This is a genomic window from Confluentibacter flavum (genome assembly GCF_002843175.1).
Lineage (GTDB): Bacteria > Bacteroidota > Bacteroidia > Flavobacteriales > Flavobacteriaceae > Confluentibacter > Confluentibacter flavum.
Window position 1 is genome coordinate 39,798 of record NZ_PJEO01000017.1, and the last position, 22,903, is coordinate 62,700.

23 protein-coding genes are annotated in these 22,903 nt (G+C 34.0%); 16 read left to right on the plus strand and 7 right to left on the minus strand.

The window, feature by feature from the left end; all coding sequences use genetic code 11:
- Positions 1-10 precede the first annotated feature (10 nt).
- The 7 genes from CSW08_RS06280 to CSW08_RS06305 form a co-directional block, all read right to left on the minus strand.
- Complete coding sequence (locus tag CSW08_RS06280; RefSeq protein WP_106659061.1) at positions 11-1,468, minus strand: sensor histidine kinase; 1,458 nt, start codon at positions 1,466-1,468, stop codon at positions 11-13.
- 128 nt (positions 1,469-1,596) lie between these two features.
- A complete protein-coding gene (locus CSW08_RS06285) occupies positions 1,597-2,142 on the minus strand; it encodes a CopD family protein (RefSeq protein ID WP_106659062.1) in 546 nt (181 codons plus the stop codon).
- Positions 2,143-2,145: 3 nt separating this feature from the next.
- Positions 2,146-3,516: an MATE family efflux transporter gene (locus tag CSW08_RS06290; RefSeq protein ID WP_106659063.1), complete on the minus strand. Its 1,371-nt coding sequence runs from the start codon at positions 3,514-3,516 to the stop codon at positions 2,146-2,148.
- Positions 3,517-3,519: 3 nt separating this feature from the next.
- Positions 3,520-4,554 carry a ferrochelatase gene (hemH, locus tag CSW08_RS06295; protein WP_106659064.1) on the minus strand — a complete coding sequence of 345 codons (1,035 nt, stop codon included), beginning with the start codon at positions 4,552-4,554 and terminating at the stop codon, positions 3,520-3,522.
- Positions 4,555-4,584: 30 nt separating this feature from the next.
- Entirely contained in the window at positions 4,585-4,746 is a 162-nt protein-coding gene (locus CSW08_RS18240) for a hypothetical protein (RefSeq protein WP_203226853.1), read from the minus strand.
- Between the two features lie 27 nt (positions 4,747-4,773).
- Positions 4,774-5,511, minus strand: a complete 738-nt coding sequence (locus tag CSW08_RS06300; RefSeq protein WP_106659065.1) for a ThuA domain-containing protein — start codon at positions 5,509-5,511, stop codon at positions 4,774-4,776.
- A gap of 6 nt (positions 5,512-5,517) precedes the next feature.
- Positions 5,518-6,417, minus strand: coding sequence for an AraC family transcriptional regulator (locus CSW08_RS06305; RefSeq protein ID WP_106659066.1), 900 nt, complete (start codon positions 6,415-6,417; stop codon positions 5,518-5,520).
- A gap of 190 nt (positions 6,418-6,607) precedes the next feature.
- Here CSW08_RS06305 and hemA point away from each other — a divergent pair, with 190 nt between their 5' ends.
- The 16 genes from hemA to CSW08_RS06385 all read left to right on the plus strand — a co-directional run bounded on the left by hemA (position 6,608) and on the right by CSW08_RS06385 (position 22,844).
- Positions 6,608-7,870 (plus strand): glutamyl-tRNA reductase, encoded by a 1,263-nt coding sequence (hemA, locus tag CSW08_RS06310; protein ID WP_106659067.1) that lies wholly within the window; start codon positions 6,608-6,610, stop codon positions 7,868-7,870.
- An 83-nt stretch (positions 7,871-7,953) separates the two neighbouring features.
- Complete coding sequence (locus tag CSW08_RS06315) at positions 7,954-9,693, plus strand: TrkH family potassium uptake protein (RefSeq protein ID WP_106659068.1); 1,740 nt, start codon at positions 7,954-7,956, stop codon at positions 9,691-9,693.
- Between the two features lie 12 nt (positions 9,694-9,705).
- Positions 9,706-10,392, plus strand: a complete 687-nt coding sequence (locus CSW08_RS06320; RefSeq protein WP_106659069.1) for a potassium channel family protein — start codon at positions 9,706-9,708, stop codon at positions 10,390-10,392.
- 50 nt (positions 10,393-10,442) lie between these two features.
- The gene (gene hemC / locus CSW08_RS06325; protein ID WP_106659070.1) at positions 10,443-12,026 is read left to right on the plus strand and encodes a hydroxymethylbilane synthase; all 1,584 of its coding nucleotides are present in this window, start codon (positions 10,443-10,445) and stop codon (positions 12,024-12,026) included.
- A gap of 26 nt (positions 12,027-12,052) precedes the next feature.
- The gene (locus tag CSW08_RS06330) at positions 12,053-12,409 is read left to right on the plus strand and encodes a four helix bundle protein (RefSeq protein WP_106659071.1); all 357 of its coding nucleotides are present in this window, start codon (positions 12,053-12,055) and stop codon (positions 12,407-12,409) included.
- Between the two features lie 30 nt (positions 12,410-12,439).
- Positions 12,440-13,465 carry a uroporphyrinogen decarboxylase gene (gene hemE, locus CSW08_RS06335; protein WP_106659072.1) on the plus strand — a complete coding sequence of 342 codons (1,026 nt, stop codon included), beginning with the start codon at positions 12,440-12,442 and terminating at the stop codon, positions 13,463-13,465.
- Positions 13,466-13,475: 10 nt separating this feature from the next.
- A complete protein-coding gene (gene nhaA, locus CSW08_RS06340; protein ID WP_106659073.1) occupies positions 13,476-14,777 on the plus strand; it encodes a Na+/H+ antiporter NhaA in 1,302 nt (433 codons plus the stop codon).
- A complete protein-coding gene (gene hemF, locus CSW08_RS06345) occupies positions 14,777-15,679 on the plus strand; it encodes an oxygen-dependent coproporphyrinogen oxidase (RefSeq protein ID WP_106659074.1) in 903 nt (300 codons plus the stop codon). The genes nhaA and hemF overlap by 1 nt, the downstream gene beginning before the upstream one ends.
- A gap of 1 nt (position 15,680) precedes the next feature.
- The gene (locus tag CSW08_RS06350; RefSeq protein ID WP_106659075.1) at positions 15,681-16,019 is read left to right on the plus strand and encodes a ribonuclease E inhibitor RraB; all 339 of its coding nucleotides are present in this window, start codon (positions 15,681-15,683) and stop codon (positions 16,017-16,019) included.
- 25 nt (positions 16,020-16,044) lie between these two features.
- Positions 16,045-17,034: a porphobilinogen synthase gene (hemB, locus tag CSW08_RS06355; protein WP_106659076.1), complete on the plus strand. Its 990-nt coding sequence runs from the start codon at positions 16,045-16,047 to the stop codon at positions 17,032-17,034.
- Between the two features lie 23 nt (positions 17,035-17,057).
- Positions 17,058-18,176, plus strand: a complete 1,119-nt coding sequence (locus CSW08_RS06360; RefSeq protein WP_106659077.1) for a CNNM domain-containing protein — start codon at positions 17,058-17,060, stop codon at positions 18,174-18,176.
- Between the two features lie 4 nt (positions 18,177-18,180).
- Positions 18,181-18,711 (plus strand): methylated-DNA--[protein]-cysteine S-methyltransferase, encoded by a 531-nt coding sequence (locus CSW08_RS06365; protein WP_106659078.1) that lies wholly within the window; start codon positions 18,181-18,183, stop codon positions 18,709-18,711.
- 78 nt (positions 18,712-18,789) lie between these two features.
- Positions 18,790-19,929 carry a serine hydrolase domain-containing protein gene (locus tag CSW08_RS06370; RefSeq protein ID WP_106659199.1) on the plus strand — a complete coding sequence of 380 codons (1,140 nt, stop codon included), beginning with the start codon at positions 18,790-18,792 and terminating at the stop codon, positions 19,927-19,929.
- A gap of 15 nt (positions 19,930-19,944) precedes the next feature.
- Positions 19,945-20,421, plus strand: a complete 477-nt coding sequence (locus CSW08_RS06375; RefSeq protein WP_106659079.1) for a DinB family protein — start codon at positions 19,945-19,947, stop codon at positions 20,419-20,421.
- A gap of 29 nt (positions 20,422-20,450) precedes the next feature.
- Positions 20,451-21,164 carry a 3'-5' exonuclease gene (locus CSW08_RS06380; RefSeq protein ID WP_106659080.1) on the plus strand — a complete coding sequence of 238 codons (714 nt, stop codon included), beginning with the start codon at positions 20,451-20,453 and terminating at the stop codon, positions 21,162-21,164.
- Positions 21,165-22,844 carry an ABC transporter ATP-binding protein gene (locus CSW08_RS06385; protein WP_106659081.1) on the plus strand — a complete coding sequence of 560 codons (1,680 nt, stop codon included), beginning with the start codon at positions 21,165-21,167 and terminating at the stop codon, positions 22,842-22,844.
- The last annotated feature ends 59 nt before the right edge of the window (positions 22,845-22,903 follow it).

Sequence of the window (22,903 nt, forward strand, 5' to 3'; positions counted from 1 at the left end):
TTTTATAGTTTTATACTTTAGGAAATGCAACTATAAAGGTTGTTCCTTTATCTTTCTCAGTTTCAAAGGTTATCGTGCCATTATAGGTTTCTACAATGTTTTTAACCATCGCTAACCCAAGTCCCATACCACTTGTTTTGGTGGTGAATTTAGGCTCAAATACTTTTTCCTTATTCTCTTCCGAAACCCCCACGCCGTTATCTGAAACCGTTATAATAACGTCATTTTCATTAGTACTTACATTGACAATAATTCTTGGTTTTCTATCTTCTGAAATCGCTTGAATGGCGTTTTTTACCAAATTTGTAACCACTCTTATAAGTTGGGTTCTATCGAATTTGGCAATGATTTCAACCTTATCTGAGGTGAAAAAAATGTAATCTTCATTAAAAATATCTAAAGCCAATTTTACAATGCTGACCACATTTAACGTTTCATTCTGTTGCGCCGGCATTTTTGCAAAGTTTGAAAACGCAGACGCAATAGAACTCATGGTATCTATTTGCTGAATCAAGGTTTTGCTATATTCATCAACTTTTGAATGAATATTTTCATCCTCTGGATTAAACTTGCGCTGAAAATTTTGAACGGTCAATCGCATGGGCGTTAACGGATTTTTAATTTCATGAGCCACTTGTTTGGCCATTTCCCTCCATGCTTGCTCTCGTTCGCTAGTGGCCAGTTTTACGGCACTTTCCTCAAGTTCGTCAATCATACTGTTGTAAGAACTAACCAATGTTGATATTTCTTGGCTGGTGTCCTCTATTTCTATACGTTCATTTCTTTTTTCAAGGCGCGTGGTGTTTATTTTATCACTTATCGTCTTAATGGTTTTTGTAATGTATTTAGACAGTACAAAAGCGATTACAATGGCCATAATTAAAATAAGCAAATAGGCATAGCCTAATCGTCCTAAAAATTTATTAAGCTCATTGGCGAAAATATCGTCATTCTCTAAATAGGGTAAATTAATAATAGCAATAGGCTTAAATTTAGAATCGGTTATATAGGAGTATGATGATAGAAATGTCTCACCATTAGACACATGTTTATTTACATATCTGTGTAAAGCCGTATTTGAAATATCATTTAGAATTTCGGCATCAATACATTTATCTTTTTCGTCGTTTTTTAAATTCGCTTTTGATGTTATTAAAAGAGAGCCTTCTAAATCGTAGAGATTGATTTGAAGTTTATGGATGTCTGCAATGTTGCTTAATTCCTCTTTAAAGATTATCGGAATGTTCTCCGTTGTCACTTCCCAAGTATTTTGTCTTCCGTTTAAAACACGACTAATATGGGTTTTAATATTTTCTTCTTTCTGTCCTAATCTTTCTGTATGGTATTCTTCTTTTTCACCTTTATACTGATAAATAGCCACATAAGCAACAAGTACCGATGCCAATACTACCAACAGTATCATGGCTATAAAAATACGTGTCCGAAGTGATAGTTTTTTTAGTTTCATTAAAGGCAATATGGCATAAATATAGCAATAATCAAACCAAACACGTTAGGTGTGAATTTAAAAATAATACGTTCCTTAAAAAGACACAGCAATATTATATGTTGATTAAAAAAAATTAAACTCAAGGATTAAGCATCTGGATTTTTTTCTCTGAAGTTCTTGTAAAGTTTAAAACCTAACATGATAAGAATCCCTAAAACAATCATTCCAACGACGCCATAAACCCAATCCAGAGCACTTTTCAAAATGACCAAAAAAACCACCGCGAACAGAATAAACGTAGCGCCTTCATTCCAAATACGCATAAAACTTGATGTTTTTTTAACCACATCATTTTGAAGTTGATTGAAATACTGGTGTGTTTTTAAATGGTAAATGATGAGCAAAACAACAAAAGCCAATTTTACTTGCATCCACCCTTGTTGCAGCCAAAACGGTTGCAAAATAAGCAACCAAATAGCAAATATTGTTGATAAAATGGCTGATGGCCACGTAATGATATACCACAAACGTCTTGTCATCAGTTTTAACTGTTTTCCTAAAATCTCTTTGTCGGGGGATGGCTTATGAAACGCTTCAATTTGATACACAAACAACCGGGGAATATAAAATAAGCCTGCAAACCATGTGATAACAAAAATAAGATGAAATGATTTTATATAATAGTATTCCATAATTTATAATATTGAATCTGAAACTTGTACATCTGGTTTAAGCGTTTTGACTATTTCCCGATTTAAAAAATAAGCGGTTACAATCGTTGAGAGCACATCTGAAATTGGGAAAGAGACCCATACGCCTAATTCTCCAAAAAATTTAGGAAGTATTAAAATGAGTGGAATAAAGAAAAACCCCTGTCTTGTTAAGGTTAACAAGAGTGCTGGAGTTGCTTTTCCTATGGCCTGAAAATACGCTGCCCCAATTAACTGAACGGCAATAATGGGGGTTGCCGCAAATACCCATCTCATCGCACTTGGTGTCTGCTTAATAACGGCAGCATCTGTGGTGAACATTCTGGTAATAGCCTCTGGAAAAAACATTAAAATAATGAATACAAAAGTTGCCAAGATGGATGCATATTTTATGGCTGTATTAATGGTCTCTCTAACTCTTGCATAATTTTGAGCCCCGTAATTAAACCCCGCAATAGGCAAAAACCCTTGGGTAATACCTAAAACAGGAAACATGGCAAACATAAGCATACGCCCAACGATAGCATACGCCGTTACCGAAATTTCACCACCTAAATGGTATAAAATATTATTCATAAATAAATACGTAATGCTTACCACGGCTTGTCTAGCTAAAGTTACAAAACCTAACGAACTTATTTCTTTTACGATACCTAAATTTAATACGAAATGTGAAAACCCAATTTTTAATTCGGAATGCTTAGACTTAAAAAACCAAATAATATAAATAAAGCAAAGTCCGTAAGATATCGTAGTTGCCCAAGCGGCACCTTCCATACCATAACCCCATACATTTATAAAAAGATAATCTAAAAGTAAGTTGCTAACCGATGGAATCATCATGGCATACATGGCAAACTTAGGTTTTCCTTCTGCTCTAATAACAGCATTTCCCATCATACTTAATGCTAAAAACGGAACGCCATAAAGCACTATTTTATAATAAATTTTTGCTGGTTCAAAAATAGCCCCCTTTCCTCCAAACGAGTCAATGATATAATCTGTAAACCACAATCCCAGAATTGCCATGGTTATTGTTAGCAATAACGTTAGGGTGACTTGATTTCCAAATGTTTTTAATGCTTTGCTTTTATTTTCTGAACCCAGTGCCCTTGATATAATGGAAGAGCCTCCAATACCGATCGCCATGCCTAAAGCTGCAATAAAAAAGGACACCGGTAGCACCACATTAATAGCGGCAATGGCTATAGAACCTATCCAATGGCCTACAAAAATAGTATCCACCAAAATATTTAAAGACATCACCAAAATACCTATGGAGGCAGGAAGTGCCTGTTTAACAAGCAATTTACTGATGGATTGTGTCCCTAAATCTTGGGAGGTTACTTTTCCCATTAATTATACCGTTTGGGTTTTGGAAACAGTCCAATTATTAATCCATTTTGATAGTAAAGCTACCCATTCTGAATCATCATTTAAACAAGGTACTGTTGTAAATTCATTTCCTCCCATTTCATGGAAAATTTCTTCTCCTTCCATAGCTATTTCTTCAAGAGTTTCCAGGCAATCACTCACAAAAGCAGGCGTTACAATCGCCATGTTTTTAATCCCATTTTTGCCCAATCGCTCAATAGTTCTATCGGTATAAGGTTGCAACCAAGGATCGAATCCTAATCTGGATTGAAAGGAGGTTGAAAAAGCGCCTTCTTTTATCTGAAGTTTTTCAGCAACCAATCTGGTGACCTCCAAACATTGATGTCTATAACAAAATTCGTGTGCTTTACTTGGTGTGACACAACAGGTGCAATCAATTTTACAATGTGATTTTGTAACATCGCTTTTTCTTATGTGGCGTTCTGGAACCCCATGATATGAGAACAAAATATGTTCATATTGTTTACCTTCCAAATGCTTTTTTATGGAGTTTGAAAGCACGTCTATATAATCTGGTTTATTATAAAATGCAGGAACTGATTCTATTTTTAAGTTTGGAAAAAATTCTTTTTGTATAGCTTCTGCCAATACCAAAATCGTTTCTGTGGTGGCCATGGCAAATTGCGGATACAATGGAAACAACAACACTTCATCAACACCTTTATCAACCAATTCCTGAAGACCTTTTTTAATAGTCATACTGCCATAACGCATCGCTAAAGCTACTGGAATTTCCACGTCCTTTTGAATGGCATTTTGAAGCCTTTTTGACAGCACAATTAAGGGAGAGCCTTCTTCCCACCATATTTTTTTATAGGCTGCAGCCGACTGTTTGGGACGTGTTTTTAAAATAATCCCTTTAACAAGCGCTGTTCTTGCTATTAACGGAATATCAATAACGCGCTCGTCCATTAAAAACTCACCTAAATATTTTTTTACATCTTTTGGTTCAGGACTATCGGGAGAACCAAGATTTACAAGAAGTACACCTTTTTTCATTTGCAATTTTATAATTATCTAAATAATGAATTAATCTTCATTATTCTCCAATTTTTGTTGGTGATATAATTTAGGCCGTTCTTCACTATAATCACAATCTTGAAAAATACCACAAGATATATTCGAACGAACCAAAGATATAGTATTCGTGTTTTTAGATAAAGCTTCGATTTCTGGGGTTAAATATGTCATTTCTTAAACTTTTTTTTAATTCTAAAATTACCGCTTTAAACCATACAAAATACCACCTAGTAAGTGTTGTTTAAATTCTGGTTCTGCATACGATTCGTTGGTATGCCCCAAAGCGGTGTAAAACGATCTGCCACCATCATATTCATGGTACCACGCTATGGGATGATTTGCGCCATTTTCTCCACCATCATAAGTCGATTCGTCTAAATTTAGCAATACATTTATATCTTCATATATCGATTTAAAATTATACCATTCATCGTATCGAGTCCATTGCTCTGGCAAATGTTTGGTAGATGAATGTGTACTGTTAAGTCGAGTTATGGTGGCAATGGATTGCTCTGGGTGGTTTAAAAAATAAGCCCCAACCAGTTCTCCATACCAAGCCCATTCATATTCGGTATCTGTGGCTGAATGAACCCCCATAAAACTTCCGCCATTATTAATAAATTCTTTGAAAGCTTGTTCTTGATTGGCATTCAAAACATTCCCTGTAGTATTAAGAAAAATAACCAATTGGTACTTTTTTAAATTTTCTGTAGAAAACAAACTCGCATCTTCAGTTTGTGTGACTTCAAAATTGTTTTGCCTGCCTAAATCTTGAATAGTTTTTACACCTATTTCTATAGATTGATGTCTAAATCCGCTTGTTTTTGTAAAAACAAGCACTTTATCCGTAAGTACATTGTCTGAATCATTATCCCTCTCGGTAGTATTGCACGATAGGGTAAAAAAAACAGTGATAGCTATTAAAATATTTTTCATGAAAAATCAATTTAAAGACATAATATATTTTTTGGGTGTTGTACCATATTTCTTTTTAAAAGCGGCAATAAAATGGCTTGAAGTACTGTAACCTACTTTTAAGCCTACTTCATTGACATTATTTTCACCAGACTCCAATAATTTTCGGGCTACTTCCATTTTATAATCAAATAAAAAGCTAAATACCGAATCACCATAAATTTGTTTAAACCCTTCCTTAAGCTTTTTAAGATTTAATCCTATTTCATCTGCGAGCTCTTGTAAACTTGGCGGTTCCGCTAAACGAGAAATTATAATATCTTTTGCTTTTCTTATTTTAATCACGTTGGTTTCGTCAACTAAAAACGGACATTGTTCAATATTAGCATCTTCACTCCTGTTAAAATACAAGCTTAAAAGTTCGTAAGCTTTCCCTCTGTAATACAGGTTTTTAATAGTTTGATTTAAATTATAGTTTATTAACTGGTTTAATACAATGGCCAATGATGGTGAAATAACACCATCCTTATAATACTTTTTGTCTTTGTTATCTTCGTTTAAAAATGATATGTAATCGGCTTCTTGAGAAAACAAACCATGAAATTTTTTTATAGATATAAGCACGGTAACAATCCAAGAATTTGGGTTTACTTCCAGATTAATTGGCAATTCACGTTGTGGATTATACAAAAGTAATGAGTTTTCTTCAAGAATGTTCAAGGCATATCGGCCTTCATTAAATACAAATTTACAAGACCCTTTAAGGCAAAAATGAAATTGAATAAAATCACTATGTATCTCTTTAACAATACTTTGAGCGATACTTTTATCGTTTTTATATGTTAATATAAAAAATCCGTCATCTACTTTTGTTTCCTCAAAAGGACTTTTAGCGACATTTTCTAGTTGACTTTTATCATCAATCACAAGTTTATTATTTAGATTCGTTATAAATAAAATCGATAAAACTATCGTATAATATGCAAAAATATGACAAAAATCATATTTTTGACAAAAAACATACTAAAAAACCACAAACGATATTAAAAGTTCTTTGAGCGTTATTTTTTTAATAGCCATCAACATACATTTGCTTGAGAAATTTCGAGTTATAAGCATGCAACAATACAATATATCCAAAAGTAATAATTTTTATGCCATTGGTTTGAGCTATAAAAAGGCCGATGCAGACATAAGAGGACGCTTTAGTTTGGATGAAGACTCCAAGAAAGCATTGCTTACTCAAGCTATAACTGAAAATATTGAGAGTTTAATTGTTACCTCTACATGTAACCGCACTGAAATTTATGGTTTTGCCCAACATCCTTATCAACTTATTAAATTGCTTTGTGACAATACTAATGGTACAGTTGAAGAATTTCAAGAAGTAGCCTACATTTATAAAAACAAAGATGCCATAACCCATATGTTTCGAGTGGGTTCTGGTTTAGATAGTCAAATTCTAGGTGATTTTGAAATTATTAGTCAACTTAAAAACAGTGCTAAGCTTTCAAGAAAAAATGGTTTGTTGAACCCTTTTATAGAGCGTCTTGTAAATTCTGTAATTCAAGCCAGCAAACGTATTAAAACTGAAACGGAATTATCGTCTGGTGCAACATCGGTGTCTTTTGCTTCTGTTCAATATATTTTTAATACGGTTGAAGACATTAAAAATAAAAATATTTTACTTTTTGGCACAGGTAAAATAGGCAGAAATACCTGTGAAAACTTAGTAAAACACACAAAAAACGAGCATATTACTTTAATAAACAGAACAAAAGACAAGGCTGAACAAATTGCTGGAAAGTTTAATTTAATTGTTAAGGATTATGCCAATTTACAAGAAGAAATAAGTAAATCAGATATATTAATTGTGGCAACCGGCGCACATCGACCCACGATTGATAAACATATTATTCAAACAAAAAAACCACTTCTAATTTTAGATTTGTCCATTCCTAAAAATGTAGACGAAAACGTTGAAAATTTACCAAATGTTAAACTGGTACATTTAGATCATCTTTCCCAAATTACCGATGGAACTTTAGAAAAAAGAAAAACACATATCCCTTTTGCTGAAGCTATTATTAAAGAAGTAAACACGGAATTTAATGATTGGTTGGAAACTAGAAAATTTGCCCCAACCATTAAAGCCCTAAAGCACAAATTACTTGATTTTGCTGCTTCGGAATTAGATACCCAACGTAAAAAACTTTCAGACTTTAATGAAGTGCAGGCTGAATTGATTAGCAATAACCTCATTCAAAAAATAACCAATCATTTTGCTTACCATTTAAAAAATGATAATATGTCTACTGATGATAGTCTAGAGTTTATTAAAAAAGTATTTCAGCTAGAAGAAACTCCAACAAATGTTTAAGACTTTTACATTTGCTACTTTATTCTTTTGCGGTTAAATTTTAACTACAAGCATAAAGTAAAAAACTTAAGTTTTAAGATAAGATGAAAAACAACAAAAGCTTCACAAATCTATATCGTTTTTTAGATATATTCATTCTGTTCTTCTTAATCTTTGATTTTGGTTTCACTATTGATGATACTTATAAACCCTATAAACTAGTAGGGTTTTTTGTTATTGTACTTCTGTTAATAGCTTTTAATGTGATAAAAAGCTATCAGTTTAAAGACAAAAGCTCAAGGAAATCAGTCAGGTTTAACATCATTTTTCTACTATCAACTTTAATTGCCGCCACCTCATTCATACTATATAATTACGACTATTCAATTGTTGAACTTACCGTAAAAACTAAAGTTATTTTTGAAATAGGACTCTTCTTTTATTTGCTGATAAGACTGACATTTTTAATTAAATACATCTATAAAATATATTTTAATCCTGCCATTTTGTTTGTTGGCAGTTTTGGCATTTTCTCGCTTATTGGCGCCCTCTTTTTAATGTTGCCAAAAGTAACCACGCATGGCATTTCTTTTATTGATGCCCTTTTTACCTCAACAAGTGCTATTTGCGTAACTGGTTTGGCCGTTTTAGATACCGCAAACGATTTTACACAATTGGGGCAAACCGTTATTATGGTTTTAATTCAAATTGGTGGTTTAGGCATATTAACATTTACGTCTTTTTTTGCTTATTTCTTTAAAGAAAGTTCTTCGTTTAGTGAAGGCATGTATCTAAAAGATTTTACGGCTTCAGAAAACCTGCAAGATATTTTTAAAATAGCAGTAAAAATCGTTTTGTTTACTTTAGGCCTTGAATGCGTTGGGGTTTTCTTTATTTATGGCTCAATAAATGACGTTACGTCTGTAGAAAACAAGGTCTTTTTCTCTATTTTTCATGCAGTTTCCGCTTTTTGTAACGCTGGTTTTTCAACATCGTCAACTAGTTTTTATGATCCTGGTCTTCGTTTTGAATACTCTTTACAATGGGTTATTATGGTGCTCATCATTTTTGGCGGTTTGGGCTATAATATTGTATTTAACATACTAACCTATTTAAAAAACTTTATTATTAATTTATTTTATAAAACTAGAAAACTAAAATCGGTTAGGGTTATTACCCTAAATTCTAAGTTAATTTTGGTTACAACTAGCGTTTTACTGGTATCTGGATTTATTTATTTTTACTTTTTTGAAGCCAACTACACGCTTAAAGAACATACATCTACCTTTGGCAAAGTAACAACTGCCATGTTTTCTTCAGTAACCCCAAGAACGGCAGGGTTTAATACCATTGATTATACCCAGGTAGCAACCCCTTCATTGCTTTTTGTAATGTTATTGATGTGGATTGGCGCATCGCCTGCGTCAACTGGGGGTGGTATAAAAACCAGTACCTTTGCCATTGCAACATTAAATATTTTTGCTACCGCAAAAGGGAAAAAAAGAATAGAAATCAACTCAAGGGAAATTTCCAGTAGCACCGTAAACAGAGCCTTTGCCATTATATCCATTTCATTAATTGTTATAGGAATGGCCATTGTTTTATTGCTCTTTTTTGAACCTAACAAAACGCTTCTAGAAATAGCTTTTGAGTGTTTTTCGGCTTACAGTACCGTTGGTTTAAGCTTGAATGTTACGCCAACTCTATCATATAATAGCAAAATTGTTATAATAATCGTTATGTTTATAGGTAGGATAGGTATGTTAAACTTACTGTTTGGCATGTTGGGGCAAATAGGGCAAAAATTCTATCAATATCCACAGGAAAATATTTTAATAAATTAAAAATTAAGCAAGATGAAAGTCATCATTTTTGGTCTCGGTAATTTTGGAATGTCTTTAGCTTTAAGTCTAACGGAAACAGGCAATGAAGTCATTGGAGTTGATTATAAAATGGAAAAAGTTAATTTAATAAAAGACAAAATATCTCATAGTATCTGTTTAGATTCCACAAACGAACAAGCCTATCAAGCCTTACCAATAAAGCAAACAGATATAGCTGTTATAGCCATTGGCGAAAATGAAGGCGCTGCCATTATTACTACGGCAATCATTAAAAAACTTTGTACGGCACGAGTTATAAGTAGATCGCTATCACCTATACATGATACTGTTTTACAAGCCATGGGTATTGATTTTATTGTACACCCAGAACAAGAAGCTGCAGACAAACTAACTGATAAGCTCAATCTTAAGAATATGGTTGATAATTTTAAAATTGACAAGCGCTATTCTATTTCTGAAGTTAAAACACCTACTGCTTTTATTGGCAAAACCATTTTAGATATAAATTTTAGAACCAATTACAATTTAAACATTGTAACCATTTTACGCAAAAAGGAAAAAACAAACTTAATTGGCGTTTCTACAACTCAGTTAGAAGTTATTGGAATTCCATCAGGTGATACCATTATTGAAACCGATGATGTCTTGGTTGTTTTTGGCTTGAATGATAACATTTCTAAAATTGGAAATATGAGCTAAAATCAATCTTTAAAAAAATAATTTACACCCATAAAATTGAACTTTTATACATGTCTAAAATAATAAAAATTGGTACCCGCGATAGTGAATTAGCTTTATGGCAAGCCAAAATAGTACAAAGTCAACTCGAAAATCTAGGGCATAAAACCCAATTAGTTCCTGTAAAATCTACTGGCGATTTGGTATTGGATAAACCTTTATACGAACTTGGAATTACAGGGATTTTTACCCGTACTTTAGATATTGCCATGTTAAACCATGATATTGATATCGCTGTACATTCCTTAAAAGACGTTCCAACTGTTTTACCAAAAGGGATTGTTCAAGCGGCTGTTATAAAGCGTGGCAACGTACATGACACATTGATTTTTAAAGATAATGAAGAGTTTTTAAGTTCAAAAAAAGGCATCATTGCCACAGGAAGTTTACGTAGGCGTGCACAATGGTTAAATAGATTTCCAACACACACTATTGTAGATTTAAGGGGCAATGTAAATTCCAGATTACAAAAATTAGAAGATAACGAGGATTGGAATGGGGCCATTTTTGCCGCTGCCGGTATAGGCAGAATTGGTTTAAGACCTGAAGAAGCCATAAATTTAGAATGGATGATTCCCGCCCCAGCGCAAGGTGCCATTATGATTACGGCTTTACAAGATGACGAAGAGATAAGAACTATTTGTAAAGAACTTAACCATGAAGAAACCGAAATATGTACCACCATTGAACGCGCATTTTTAAATAAGCTAGAAGGTGGCTGTACAGCACCTATTGGAGCACTTGCGTATATTAAAAATGAAGAGGTGAATTTTAAAGGTGTATTATTAAGCACCGATGGCTCTAAAAGAATTGATGTTACAAGGGTTAAAAAATTGGGCGAGCATCATGACATGGCAGAATTTTGTGCCAATTTTGTGATTGAACGTGGTGGCAAACGCCTTATGGACGCCATCAAGCATTCCAATAAAAAAACGAATGTCTATTCAACAAAATCACTTACGGAAGGTCAGCGGCTTTTATTTCATGAAAAAGTAGTGGTTGACAGTGGCGACTTCATAAAAATAAGTTTGAATAGAATTCATCCACGTTTCCTGAAAAATGAAATCAAAAACGTGGTAATAACCAGTAAAAATGCGGTGGAATCTTTAACCACAAATTATTCTGCCATTGAATTACAGTTTAAAAATATATATTGTGTTGGCAGACGTACCAAACAATTAGTTGAAAAAAAGATAGGTAAAGTAACCCATTCGGAAAATAGTGCTAAAAAGCTGGCCCATTATTTAGTGGACTATATGGAAGGTACAGAAGTCACTTATTTTTGTAGTGATTTAAGGCTGGATGATTTACCAACTATTTTAGAAGAAAATAATATTAAAGTAACCGAAGTTGAAGCCTATCAAACAAAGTTGGATGCTATAAAAATTCCTGATTCCATTGAAGGTGTTATGTTTTATAGTCCTTCAACCGTTCAGAGTTATTTAGAAAAGAACCACGCCAATGGTATTGCTTTTTGTATTGGTGAAACCACGGCAACCGAAGCCAAGAAACATTTTGATGATGTTCGGATTGCAAAAGTACCAACAGTTGAAAGTGTTATTGAATTGGTGAATGAATATTATATTGGCCTTTAGCCTTTAGCCTTTAGCAAAATTAAAAAATGAGAGATTTTAGAAAACTTGATATTTGGAAGAATGGTATTGACCTTGTAAAGGAAATTTATCTATTGTCTGAAAAACTGCCTTCCGAAGAAAAATTTGGTTTAAGAAGTCAAATAACTAGAACATCAATATCAATTCCTTCTAACATAGCAGAAGGTTGTAGTAGAAATAGTGAAGTTGAATTTAAACGCTTCTTAGAAATTGCCATAGGTTCTTTATTTGAATTAGAGACTCAATTAATTATTACTCAAGAACTAGGTTTTATAAAGCTTGAAGTCTTAGAACCTATTTTTAAAGCCATTGAAAAAGAAGCAAAAATGATCAATAGTTTAATCAATAAAATAAAACACGGCTAAAGGCTAATAGCCAAAAGCCAAAAGCTAGATATGATAAAAAACGATTTATTTTTAAGAGCATTAAAAGGAGAAACCGTAAACCGACCACCCGTTTGGATGATGCGCCAAGCAGGCCGTTATTTGCCAGAATTTATAGCCCTACGCGAAAAGTACGATTTCTTTACGCGTTGCCAAACACCAGAAATTGCAAGCGAAATTACCGTGCAGCCTATTCGCCGTTACGGTATGGATGCCGCTATTTTATTTAGCGATATTTTGGTGATTCCGCAAGCCATGAATATTGAGGTACAAATGAAACCAAATTTCGGTCCTTATTTACCGAATCCGGTTCGCACCGCAAAAGATGTTGATAACGTCATTGTTCCAGATGTCACACAAGCGTTGGATTATGTTTATCAAGCCATAAAAGCCACTAAGGAATTATTAAATGATGAGATTCCTCTTATTGGTTTCGCTGGTTCACCATGGACAATTCTTTGTTATTGCGTACAAGGCCAAGGCAGCAAAACATTTGATAAAGCCAAAGAATTCTGTTTTACAAATCCTGTAGCAGCCCATGTATTGCTTCAAAAAATTACAGACACTACCATTGCCTATTTAAAAGAAAAAGTGAAAGCTGGTGTTGACGCTGTTCAAATCTTCGATTCTTGGGGAGGCATGTTATCGCCTGTAGATTATCAAGAATTTTCTTGGCAATACATCAATCAAATAATTGAAGCCTTAAAAGATGATGCTCCAGTTATAGCCTTTGGTAAAGGTTGTTGGTTCGCACTTGGTGAGATGGCAAAAAGTAATGCTTCCGCTTTAGGAATCGATTGGACTTGTTCTCCTAGAAATGCCCGTTATTTAACAGGCGGTAACATAACCCTTCAAGGTAATTTTGACCCTGCTCGTTTATTATCGCCACCTGCCGAAATCAAAAAAATGGTGCATCAAATGATAAACGAATTTGGCAAAGACAAATACATCGTTAATCTGGGCCATGGTATTTTACCTAACATTCCGTTAGACCATGCCAAAGCATTTATTGATGCCGTGAAAGAATATAAAAACTAAAACCAATTACATGATACCTGAAAAAATCTTATCTCCATTTCAAAAATTTGTCAAGATAGAAAGCTTTAGTGGTATCTTATTGATGATTGCAACTATTGTTGCCTTAGCCTGGGCGAACTCTCCGCTTTCTGAAAGTTATCAATCGCTTTGGCAATATAAAATAGGATTTAAAACACAAAATTTTGAGCTATATAAACCCTTAATTTTATGGGTTAATGATGGGCTCATGGCCATTTTCTTTTTTTTAATAGGCTTAGAAATTAAAAGGGAGTTTTTAATAGGCGAATTAAACTCTATTAAAAAATTAGCTTTTCCATTATTTGGTGCACTTGGGGGCATGATAGTTCCTGTTGGTATTTTTATAGTTTTAAATCAAAATCCCGAAACATTTAAAGGTTGGGGAATCCCTATGGCTACAGATATTGCCTTCTCTTTAGCTGTACTCAAACTTCTCGGCGATAAAGTGCCCTTAAGTTTAAAAGTGTTCTTAACTGCTTTTGCCATTGTTGATGATCTTGGAGCTGTTTTGGTTATCGCTTTGTTTTATAGCGGAAGTATTAAATTTGGGCTATTGATAGCTGCCATTATACTACTAGCCATTTTATATCTTTTATCTTTTAAAGGCTATTACTCTAAGTTTATAATGGTTGTATTTGGAATCGTTATTTGGACATTATTTTTAAAAGCTGGCATACATCCAACTCTTGCCGGTGTTTTACTTGCTTTTTCTGTTCCCATTGGACAAAAGATTAAAACACCTGAGTTTGTAGATAATTTGGTAACCATTACCAATAATATTAAAATGGCTTCTATTTTGAAAAAACCCATCCTTTCAGTAGAGCAAATTAATGAAATTGATAATTTGGAAGATTGGACAAAAAGATACCAATCGCCACTTCAGCATTTAGAACATAACTTACACGATTGGGTTGCTTATTTCATCATACCCATTTTTGCATTGGCAAATGCAGGAGTTATCATTAATAGTGATATTCATTTAGATACCGCTTTAGTTATAAATATTGTAGCCGCTCTAATTATTGGTAAAAGCATAGGTATTTCTAGCATTATATTCCTAGCAAAAAAAATAAGACTTGTTGAAGTTCCTTTGGATATTAGCTTCAGGCAAATTATAGGTGTTTCCTTTTTGGCCGGTATTGGATTTACTATGTCTATTTTTATTGCCAGTTTGGCCTTTATAGATGACCCTGTTTATTTGGATTCTGCAAAAATTGGTATTCTTATCGGGTCTTTAGTATCGGCCATCATTGGTTATATTATTTTGAGTGTCAAAACAACTAAATCAATATAATGAAAGATACATTCTTCAAATACATTCACTCCCTTCAAGATACTATTACTTCTAAATTAGAAAAAGTAGATGGGAAAGCTTGTTTTAAAGAAGATATTTGGGAACGGCCTGAAGGCGGTGGCGGACGCACCCGTGTGATTGAAAACGGACATGTTTTTGAAAAAGGTGGTGTTAATATTTCTGGTGTGCATGGGAAACTTCCAAAATCCATGCAAGCGTATTTTAATGTTGGTGATGTCGATTTTTTTGCTTGTGGATTGAGCTTGGTGCTTCATCCCAAAAATCCCATGGTGCCAACGGTTCACGCTAATTGGCGGTATTTTGAAATGTATGATGCTGATGGAGACATTGTAGATTCTTGGTTTGGTGGCGGACAAGATTTAACCCCTTATTACCTCTTTGAAGACGATGCCATACATTTCCATAAAACTTGTAAAACGGCTTGCGACCGTCATAATGAGCATTTTTATAAAGATTATAAAAAACGTTGCGACGACTACTTTTACAATGCACATCGTGAAGAAGCCAGGGGCATTGGCGGTTTGTTTTTCGATTATTGCAAAGCTACTGAAGCTATCAGCGTAGAAGATTGGTATCACTTTGTGACAGATGTTGGCAATAGCTTTTTAGATGCTTACGTGCCTATTGTTGAAAAGCGAAAAGATTTACCTTATACGGATGCTCAGAGAACTTGGCAGGAAATTAGACGCGGGCGTTATGTGGAATTCAATTTAGTCCATGATAAAGGCACGCTTTTCGGACTTAAAACCAACGGACGCATAGAAAGTATTTTAATGAGTTTGCCACCTCATGTACAATGGGTTTATGACCATCATCCTGAAAAAGGAAGTGACGAAGAAAAGTTATTATACGTTTTAAAGAATCCTGTAGATTGGTTATAAAATGATAAAGTTAAACAGAAGAGTCATTCATATTTTAAATCTTTTTGGTGATAGGTTTAATAAAAAACGTGAAGTTACCCAATGGTTCTATTTTGAGAACCTAACCAACTTGGAAAAGTGCGAGTTACACTTAAACAATGTTGGTTTTAAAACTCAGTATAAGGACCTTGAAATCAGAAAAGATTTTGATAAATTGTTGCTTATTGTTTTTAGTAAAGAAGCTATTAATGAAGATGTATTCAGTTTATATTTTGAAAGATTTACTGAAATTGCAGAAAAATATAACGGCTGTTATGACGGTTGGGAAACTTCCATTGAAAACCATCAACAGCTAAATTAACATTGAACCTTTAACATTACACAACATGTTCCCATTAAGAAGAAACAGACGATTAAGAACCAACGAAGCCATTCGCTCTTTAGTTCGTGAAACCATAATCTCTCCAAACGATTTTTTAGTGCCGCTTTTTGTGGTTGAAGGCAAAGGCATTAAGGAGGAAATCGCATCCATGCCTAATTACTTCCGTTTTAGTTTAGACTTGCTGGAAAAAGAAGTGAAGGAACTTTGGAAACTGGGATTAAAATCGGTGTTGCTATTTGTAAAAGTCCCAGATAATTTAAAAGACAACAAAGGCACAGAAGCTTTAAATCCGAATGGATTAATGCAGCGTGCCATTAAAACCGTAAAAAATGCTTGTCCAGATATGTTGGTAATGACCGATGTGGCTTTAGACCCTTATTCGTCTTACGGACACGATGGTATTATAGAAAATGGCATTATTGTGAACGATGCAACCGTTGATTTGTTGGCTGAAATGAGCGTATCCCATGCCAAAGCAGGTGCTAATTTTGTAGCACCGAGTGATATGATGGACGGCCGTATAGTGACCATCCGTGAAGCATTGGAACAAGGGGGTTTTACAGATACGGGCATAATGAGTTATTCGGCTAAATATGCCTCGTCGTTTTATGGCCCTTTTCGTGATGCCTTAGATTCTGCTCCAGTTGATATGATAAATATCCCTAAAGACAAAAAAACTTATCAAATGGACTATGCCAATCGTTTTGAAGCCATACGTGAAACCGAAATGGATATTGATGAAGGCGCCGACATTGTGATGGTAAAACCCGGGCTTTGTTATTTAGACATTGTTAGAGACATAAAAAATGTTGTGAATGTACCTGTAGCGGTTTATCAAGTCTCTGGTGAATATGCCATGTTAAAAGCGGCTGCCGAAAAAGGTTGGATAGACCACGATGCCGTTATGCTAGAACAAGTTACAGCTATAAAACGTGCAGGAGCCGACCTCATTGCTAGTTATTTTGCAAAGGAAATTGTAAAATTAATTTCATAGCTTTAACAAAAATTTAAATAGTTATGGGACTACTAATAGTCTATGCGCTAATCGCTATCGTTTTCTCTTTTTGGTGCTCCATTATTGAAGCTGTATTTCTAAGCTTAACACCTACTTATTTGAATATCAATAAAAAAGAAGGCAAATCGTTTGCTGTTATCTTAGCAAATTATAAAAAGGATGTGGATCGACCACTGATAGCCATTTTAACCTTTAATACCATAGCACATACGGTAGGCGCTATTTTAGTGGGTGTACAAGCCAAAACAGCCTATGCAGAAATCTACGGAAATGAAAAAACGATGTTTTTAGGCTTTCCATTTACTGAAGATTTGATGGTAGGTGTGGTTTCCTCTGTTATGACTATTTTTATTTTAGTAGCTTCTGAAATAATCCCTAAAACGATTGGTGCAACATATTGGCGACAATTGGGCAACTTTACAGCCGTGAGTTTAAACCTCTTGATATTTCCATTAAAGTGGACAGGAATTTTATGGCTCCTACAATTAACTACCAAACTTATTGGTGGCAAAGGGCATCATAGTGTTATGAGTCGGGACGGGTTTTATGCCATGACGCAAATAGCTGAAGAAGAAGGTCTTTTTGAAGCCTCAGAAAGTACGGTGATTAAAAACTTACTGACTTTTAAAAACATTCAGGCAAAAGATGTTATGACACCACGTACCGTTATTAAAACGGTTAGTGAAGATATGACCGTTGAAGAATTTTTTAAAGAAAACCAGCACGTTCGTTTTTCTCGTATCCCCGTATTTCAAGATGAAATCGATAACATTACAGGATTGGTATTAAAAGATGATGTTTTCAGGGAAATGGCGAATGATAACAACAGCAAAAAATTGGTTGATATCAAGCGAAATATCATTATTGTCAATCGTTCCCTCGCGATTCCTAAATTGTTAGATCAATTAGTGAATAGTAAAAACCATATGGCATTGGTCGTTGATGAATATGGTTCCGTAAGTGGTATCGTTACTATGGAAGATGTGATTGAAACCTTACTAGGGTTTGAAATTATGGATGAGAGTGATAACATTGCCGACTTACAACATTTGGCAAGAAAAAGTTGGGAAGCCCGTGCAAAACGACTTGGTATTATTGACGAAAAAGACCAAATCGACTAAATAAATGGATGAGTGCATCATCAAATCGCCTATAGGTTACACTAAAATCAGTGGTGATGTAAATGGCATTTCATCTGTAATAGTTTTAGATAATATAGAACTTTCCGAAGGAAAATCGAATAATTTGTCTTTCCTACGAAAGCAGGAATCTAAAGAAAAAATAACTGATATTATTCCGGTGTTTCTTGAGGATTGCGCGTTTCAATTACAAGAATACTTTCAAGGCATACGAAAAAAATTCGACCTTAAATTAAATCCCGAAGGCACCAATTTTCAAAAACAAGTTTGGAAACAGTTAGAGCAAATTCCTTATGGAAAAACGGTTTCTTATTTAGATTTAGCAAAACAACTTGGCGACGTAAAAGCGATTCGTGCTGTTGCAAACGCCAATGCCAAAAACCCATTATGGATTATTGTGCCTTGCCATCGTGTTATTGGTAAAGATGGTAGTTTAACAGGTTATGCTGGTGGACTTCATCGTAAAGAATGGTTGTTACATCATGAAAGTCCCTTTAAGCAACAATCTTTATTTTAACGTTCACATTTTTATAATATCAAGAAATTCACCATAAATTAGTATATTTATTTCTACTAAATAACTTACATGAAATTCTTGAAAAAATTCCTTAAATGGATTATTATTAGTATAATTTTCATTGTTGCTTTACTTTATATTACTGGTTATAGTTACATTATAAGAGGAGCTCGTATTGTGTATTTTACTGGCCACACGACTGCTTTTATTGATGATTACCCCTATTTTGAAAATGATACTATAAAAAAGGGAAACAACCCACAACCATGGCCTCTTCATAAAAATTACAATTCAGTAAAAGAGACCGAAAAGCTTTCTAAAGTCAATACAGATTGGGGAACCGTGGCTTATGTCATTATAAAAAATGACAGTGTTTGGTTTGAGAATTATTATGATGGTTTTAATGCCAATTCGAAAACCAATTCTTTTTCCATGGCAAAAAGCATTACTACATCGCTGCTCGGTAAAGCTATTATGGAAGGGCATATAAAAAGTTTGGATCAACCCATTAGTGATTTTTATCCTGAATATAATGATACAAAAACGACCGTGGGCGATTTGGCTTCCATGGCTTCTGGGCTGGATTGGGTAGAAAATTATACAGGCCCATTTTCAGTAACCGCTCGAGCTAATTATGCGTCCGATTTAGAAAAAACCATATTAACCCAAAAAATTGTAAAAACGCCTGGAAAATCATTTGAATATTTAAGTGGCAACACTCAATTATTGGGCATGATCATTCAAAAAGCAACAGGTGAAAAACTCGCACAATATCTTTCAGAAAGTTTTTGGCAACCATTAGGCGCCACTGAAGATGCACTTTGGCAATTGGACGATGACACAAACCAATTGGCAAAAACATTTTGTTGTATTTCCAGCAACGCCAAAGATTTCGCGCGTTTTGGAAAACTATATAAAGACTATGGTAAATGGAACGGAAAACAAGTATTGGATTCTGCCTTTGTGATAAAATCGATTACCCCAAGATTTAAAGAAAGTCCACAATATGGCTACGGATGGTGGTTAAAAGATGTTGGTGACAAACATTTTTTTATGATGCGCGGGCATCTTGGGCAATATGTGATTGTTGAGCCTAATGATAATGTGATTATTGTGCGGTTAGGACATAAAAAATCGCCCGATGCAGGCGTTGGCCAATTTTCCGATGATGTTACGGTTTATATAGAAGAAGCCTATAAAATGATGGGGAGAAAATAACTTGAAATTTTTGATATGCAGAATATATATAGAAAAGGTGCTATAGGAGCTTTAACTGATGAATACGAAAAAGCACTTAATGAATTAAAAACATTATTATTGAAAATTCCTAATGCAGAATTTATGAAAATTTACAACAAAGAAGCTGAAAAAGATTTTCAATCAATAAAAAATATAGTTCTTCATGTTGTTCGTTCAGGATATGTTTATGCAAATCATATTAGAAAAAGATTTGGAAATAGCTATGTTGTTTATGAAATAGAAATTGATAACATAAATCAAGGCGTATTAGAGCTCGACAAAATGTTTGACTATACCGTTAAAACTTTTGAAGATAAATGGCTGTTGACAGATGACGAATTATTAAATACATTAATCAAAACCTCATGGTCAACTTATGACTTAGAAGGAATTATAGAACATGCCATTGTTCATATCTTAAGGCACCGTCTTCAAATTGAAAAAATGATTAACAAATATCAGATTTCATAATGTTTAACAATAAGCAAACACTTCATTAAATGATCTCAAAACTAAATTTAGAAAACATATTATTCCTAGATATTGAAACCGTTCCTGAAGTGCAACAGTTCTCTGATTTAGATAAAACCAAACAAACCCTTTGGGACTTAAAATCGAAATACCAAAGAAAAGAAGATGAAAGCGCAGAAGACTTTTATGAACGCGCTGGTATTTGGGCAGAATTTGGCAAAATAGTTTGTATTTCGGTGGGTTATTTTAAACTTCAGGGCGATACAAGGCAATTCAGGGTTACGTCCTTTTTTGGAGATGAAATAAAAATTTTAAAGGATTTTAAAAACCTACTCATAACTCATTTTAGCGAAACAAAACATGTACTTTGTGCACATAATGGTAAGGAATTTGACTTTCCATACATCGCTCGTCGCATGATTATTCACAATATAGAATTGCCACATAAACTCAATCTTTTTGGCAAAAAACCTTGGGAAGTACCACATTTAGATACTTTGGAATTATGGAAGTTTGGTGATTATAAAAACTACACCTCTTTAAAACTTTTAACACATATTTTAGGCATTCCATCCCCTAAAGATGATATTGATGGCAGCGAAGTTTACCGAGTGTATTATGAAGAAAATCAAATTGATAGGATTATTACCTATTGTGAAAAAGACACCGTAGCGGTAGCTCAAATATTCTTGCGCCTTCGTGGTGATTCCATATTAACTGACGATGATATTATTCATATTTAAATGGAGAAAACGAGCATATTAAGTGTTGAAAACCTTTCCATTTCATTTGGAATAAATGAAGTGATTCATAATATGTTCTATAACTTATTTGAAAATGAGATATTGGGCATTGTTGGTGAATCTGGTTCAGGAAAATCGGTTTCCTCTTTAGCTATTTTAGGATTGCTTCCAAAAAATATCAGCAAAATAACTTCCGGTAGTATCATGTATGAGAATAATGATTTAACAACCTTATCATCAAAATCGTTTCAAACCATTCGAGGCAAAAAAATAGCCATGATTTTTCAAGAACCCATGAGTTCTTTAAATCCGTCCATGACTTGCGGGAAACAAGTTCAGGAAATCCTATTGCAACATGAAAACCTATCCAAGTTACAAGCCAAACAAGAAACCCTATCGCTTTTTGAACAGGTAAAATTACCTGACCCAAATCGTGTATATGAGGCCTATCCACATGAAATTTCGGGCGGACAAAAACAACGTGTTATGATTGCGATGTCCATAGCATGTAAACCAGATATTTTAATTGCCGACGAACCAACTACCGCACTCGATGTTACCGTTCAAAAAAATATCATCGAATTATTAAAAGAGTTGCAAGCTAAAACTAAAATGAGCATCATTTTTATTACGCATGATTTAGCGCTTATTTCTGAAATTGCCAACAGGGTTTTAGTGATGTATAAAGGAGAAATTGTTGAGCAGGGAACGGTTTCAGATATTTTTAAAGCACCTCAACATACCTATACAAAAGCACTCATTAATTCTCGCCCTTCCTTAAAAACAAGATTAAAAGTATTACCTACTATTCAAGATTATTTGAATAATTCCGTATCGAAAGACATCATAACTTCAGAACAGCGAAAACAAAATCATGAAACATTATACAGTAAACCACCTTTATTGGAAGTTATAAATGTTGAAAAGGAGTATGTTTCAAAATCGGGATGGTTTACAAAACCAAAATCCTTTAAAGCGGTCGATAATGTTAGTTTTAAATTGTTTGAAGGCGAAACATTAGGACTGGTTGGTGAATCTGGCTGTGGAAAATCAACCTTAGGCAATGCCATTCTTCAATTAGATAAAGCCACTGCTGGAAAAATTTTATATAAAGGTATTGATATTACAAAACTTTCTAAAACCGACACCAGAAACCTTAGAAAAGACATTCAAATTATTTTTCAAGACCCTTATTCTTCTTTAAACCCAAGAATTCCTGTCGGAGAAGCAATTATGGAACCCATGAAAGTCCATCAGCTTTATAATTCTGATAAAGAAAGAAAAGAAAAAGTGATCGACATTTTAAATCGGGTTGGTTTATCTGAAGACTATTACAACCGATATCCTCATGAGTTTTCTGGTGGTCAGCGCCAACGTATTGGTATAGCCAGAACTATAGCGTTACAACCAAAATTAATTGTTTGCGATGAGTCCGTCTCTGCTTTAGACATATCAGTTCAAGCACAAGTATTAAACTTGTTGAACGAATTAAAAGCCACTTTTGGGTTTACTTATATTTTTATTTCACACGACCTAGCCGTAGTGAAATATATGTCCGATCAATTATTGGTCATGAATCAAGGACACATTGAGGAATTAGATGATGCCGATATGATTTACAACCATCCAAAAAAAGAATACACCAAAAAACTTATTCATGCTATACCCAAAGGATTATAGCATGAATAGTTTTTTTGTAATGTAAAGTAGGCTTTTAAAAAACTGCAAATTCTCTCTTA

Bases quoted from the DNA above. Each gene is read 5' to 3' on its own strand.
- hemF (WP_106659074.1), top strand. From the start codon at position 14,777: ATGAAAGATACATTCTTCAAATACATTCACTCCCTTCAAGATACTATT.
- nhaA (WP_106659073.1), top strand. From the start codon at position 13,476: ATGATACCTGAAAAAATCTTATCTCCATTTCAAAAATTTGTCAAGATA.
- CSW08_RS06380 (WP_106659080.1), top strand. From the start codon at position 20,451: ATGATCTCAAAACTAAATTTAGAAAACATATTATTCCTAGATATTGAA.
- CSW08_RS18240 (WP_203226853.1), bottom strand. From the start codon at position 4,746: ATGACATATTTAACCCCAGAAATCGAAGCTTTATCTAAAAACACGAAT.
- CSW08_RS06290 (WP_106659063.1), bottom strand. From the start codon at position 3,516: ATGGGAAAAGTAACCTCCCAAGATTTAGGGACACAATCCATCAGTAAA.
- hemH (WP_106659064.1), bottom strand. From the start codon at position 4,554: ATGAAAAAAGGTGTACTTCTTGTAAATCTTGGTTCTCCCGATAGTCCT.
- CSW08_RS06300 (WP_106659065.1), bottom strand. From the start codon at position 5,511: ATGAAAAATATTTTAATAGCTATCACTGTTTTTTTTACCCTATCGTGC.
- CSW08_RS06330 (WP_106659071.1), top strand. From the start codon at position 12,053: ATGAGAGATTTTAGAAAACTTGATATTTGGAAGAATGGTATTGACCTT.
- CSW08_RS06280 (WP_106659061.1), bottom strand. From the start codon at position 1,468: ATGAAACTAAAAAAACTATCACTTCGGACACGTATTTTTATAGCCATG.
- hemB (WP_106659076.1), top strand. From the start codon at position 16,045: ATGTTCCCATTAAGAAGAAACAGACGATTAAGAACCAACGAAGCCATT.
- CSW08_RS06320 (WP_106659069.1), top strand. From the start codon at position 9,706: ATGAAAGTCATCATTTTTGGTCTCGGTAATTTTGGAATGTCTTTAGCT.
- CSW08_RS06350 (WP_106659075.1), top strand. From the start codon at position 15,681: ATGATAAAGTTAAACAGAAGAGTCATTCATATTTTAAATCTTTTTGGT.
- CSW08_RS06385 (WP_106659081.1), top strand. From the start codon at position 21,165: ATGGAGAAAACGAGCATATTAAGTGTTGAAAACCTTTCCATTTCATTT.
- CSW08_RS06315 (WP_106659068.1), top strand. From the start codon at position 7,954: ATGAAAAACAACAAAAGCTTCACAAATCTATATCGTTTTTTAGATATA.
- CSW08_RS06365 (WP_106659078.1), top strand. From the start codon at position 18,181: ATGGATGAGTGCATCATCAAATCGCCTATAGGTTACACTAAAATCAGT.
- hemA (WP_106659067.1), top strand. From the start codon at position 6,608: ATGCAACAATACAATATATCCAAAAGTAATAATTTTTATGCCATTGGT.
- hemC (WP_106659070.1), top strand. From the start codon at position 10,443: ATGTCTAAAATAATAAAAATTGGTACCCGCGATAGTGAATTAGCTTTA.
- CSW08_RS06375 (WP_106659079.1), top strand. From the start codon at position 19,945: ATGCAGAATATATATAGAAAAGGTGCTATAGGAGCTTTAACTGATGAA.
- CSW08_RS06285 (WP_106659062.1), bottom strand. From the start codon at position 2,142: ATGGAATACTATTATATAAAATCATTTCATCTTATTTTTGTTATCACA.
- CSW08_RS06360 (WP_106659077.1), top strand. From the start codon at position 17,058: ATGGGACTACTAATAGTCTATGCGCTAATCGCTATCGTTTTCTCTTTT.
- hemE (WP_106659072.1), top strand. From the start codon at position 12,440: ATGATAAAAAACGATTTATTTTTAAGAGCATTAAAAGGAGAAACCGTA.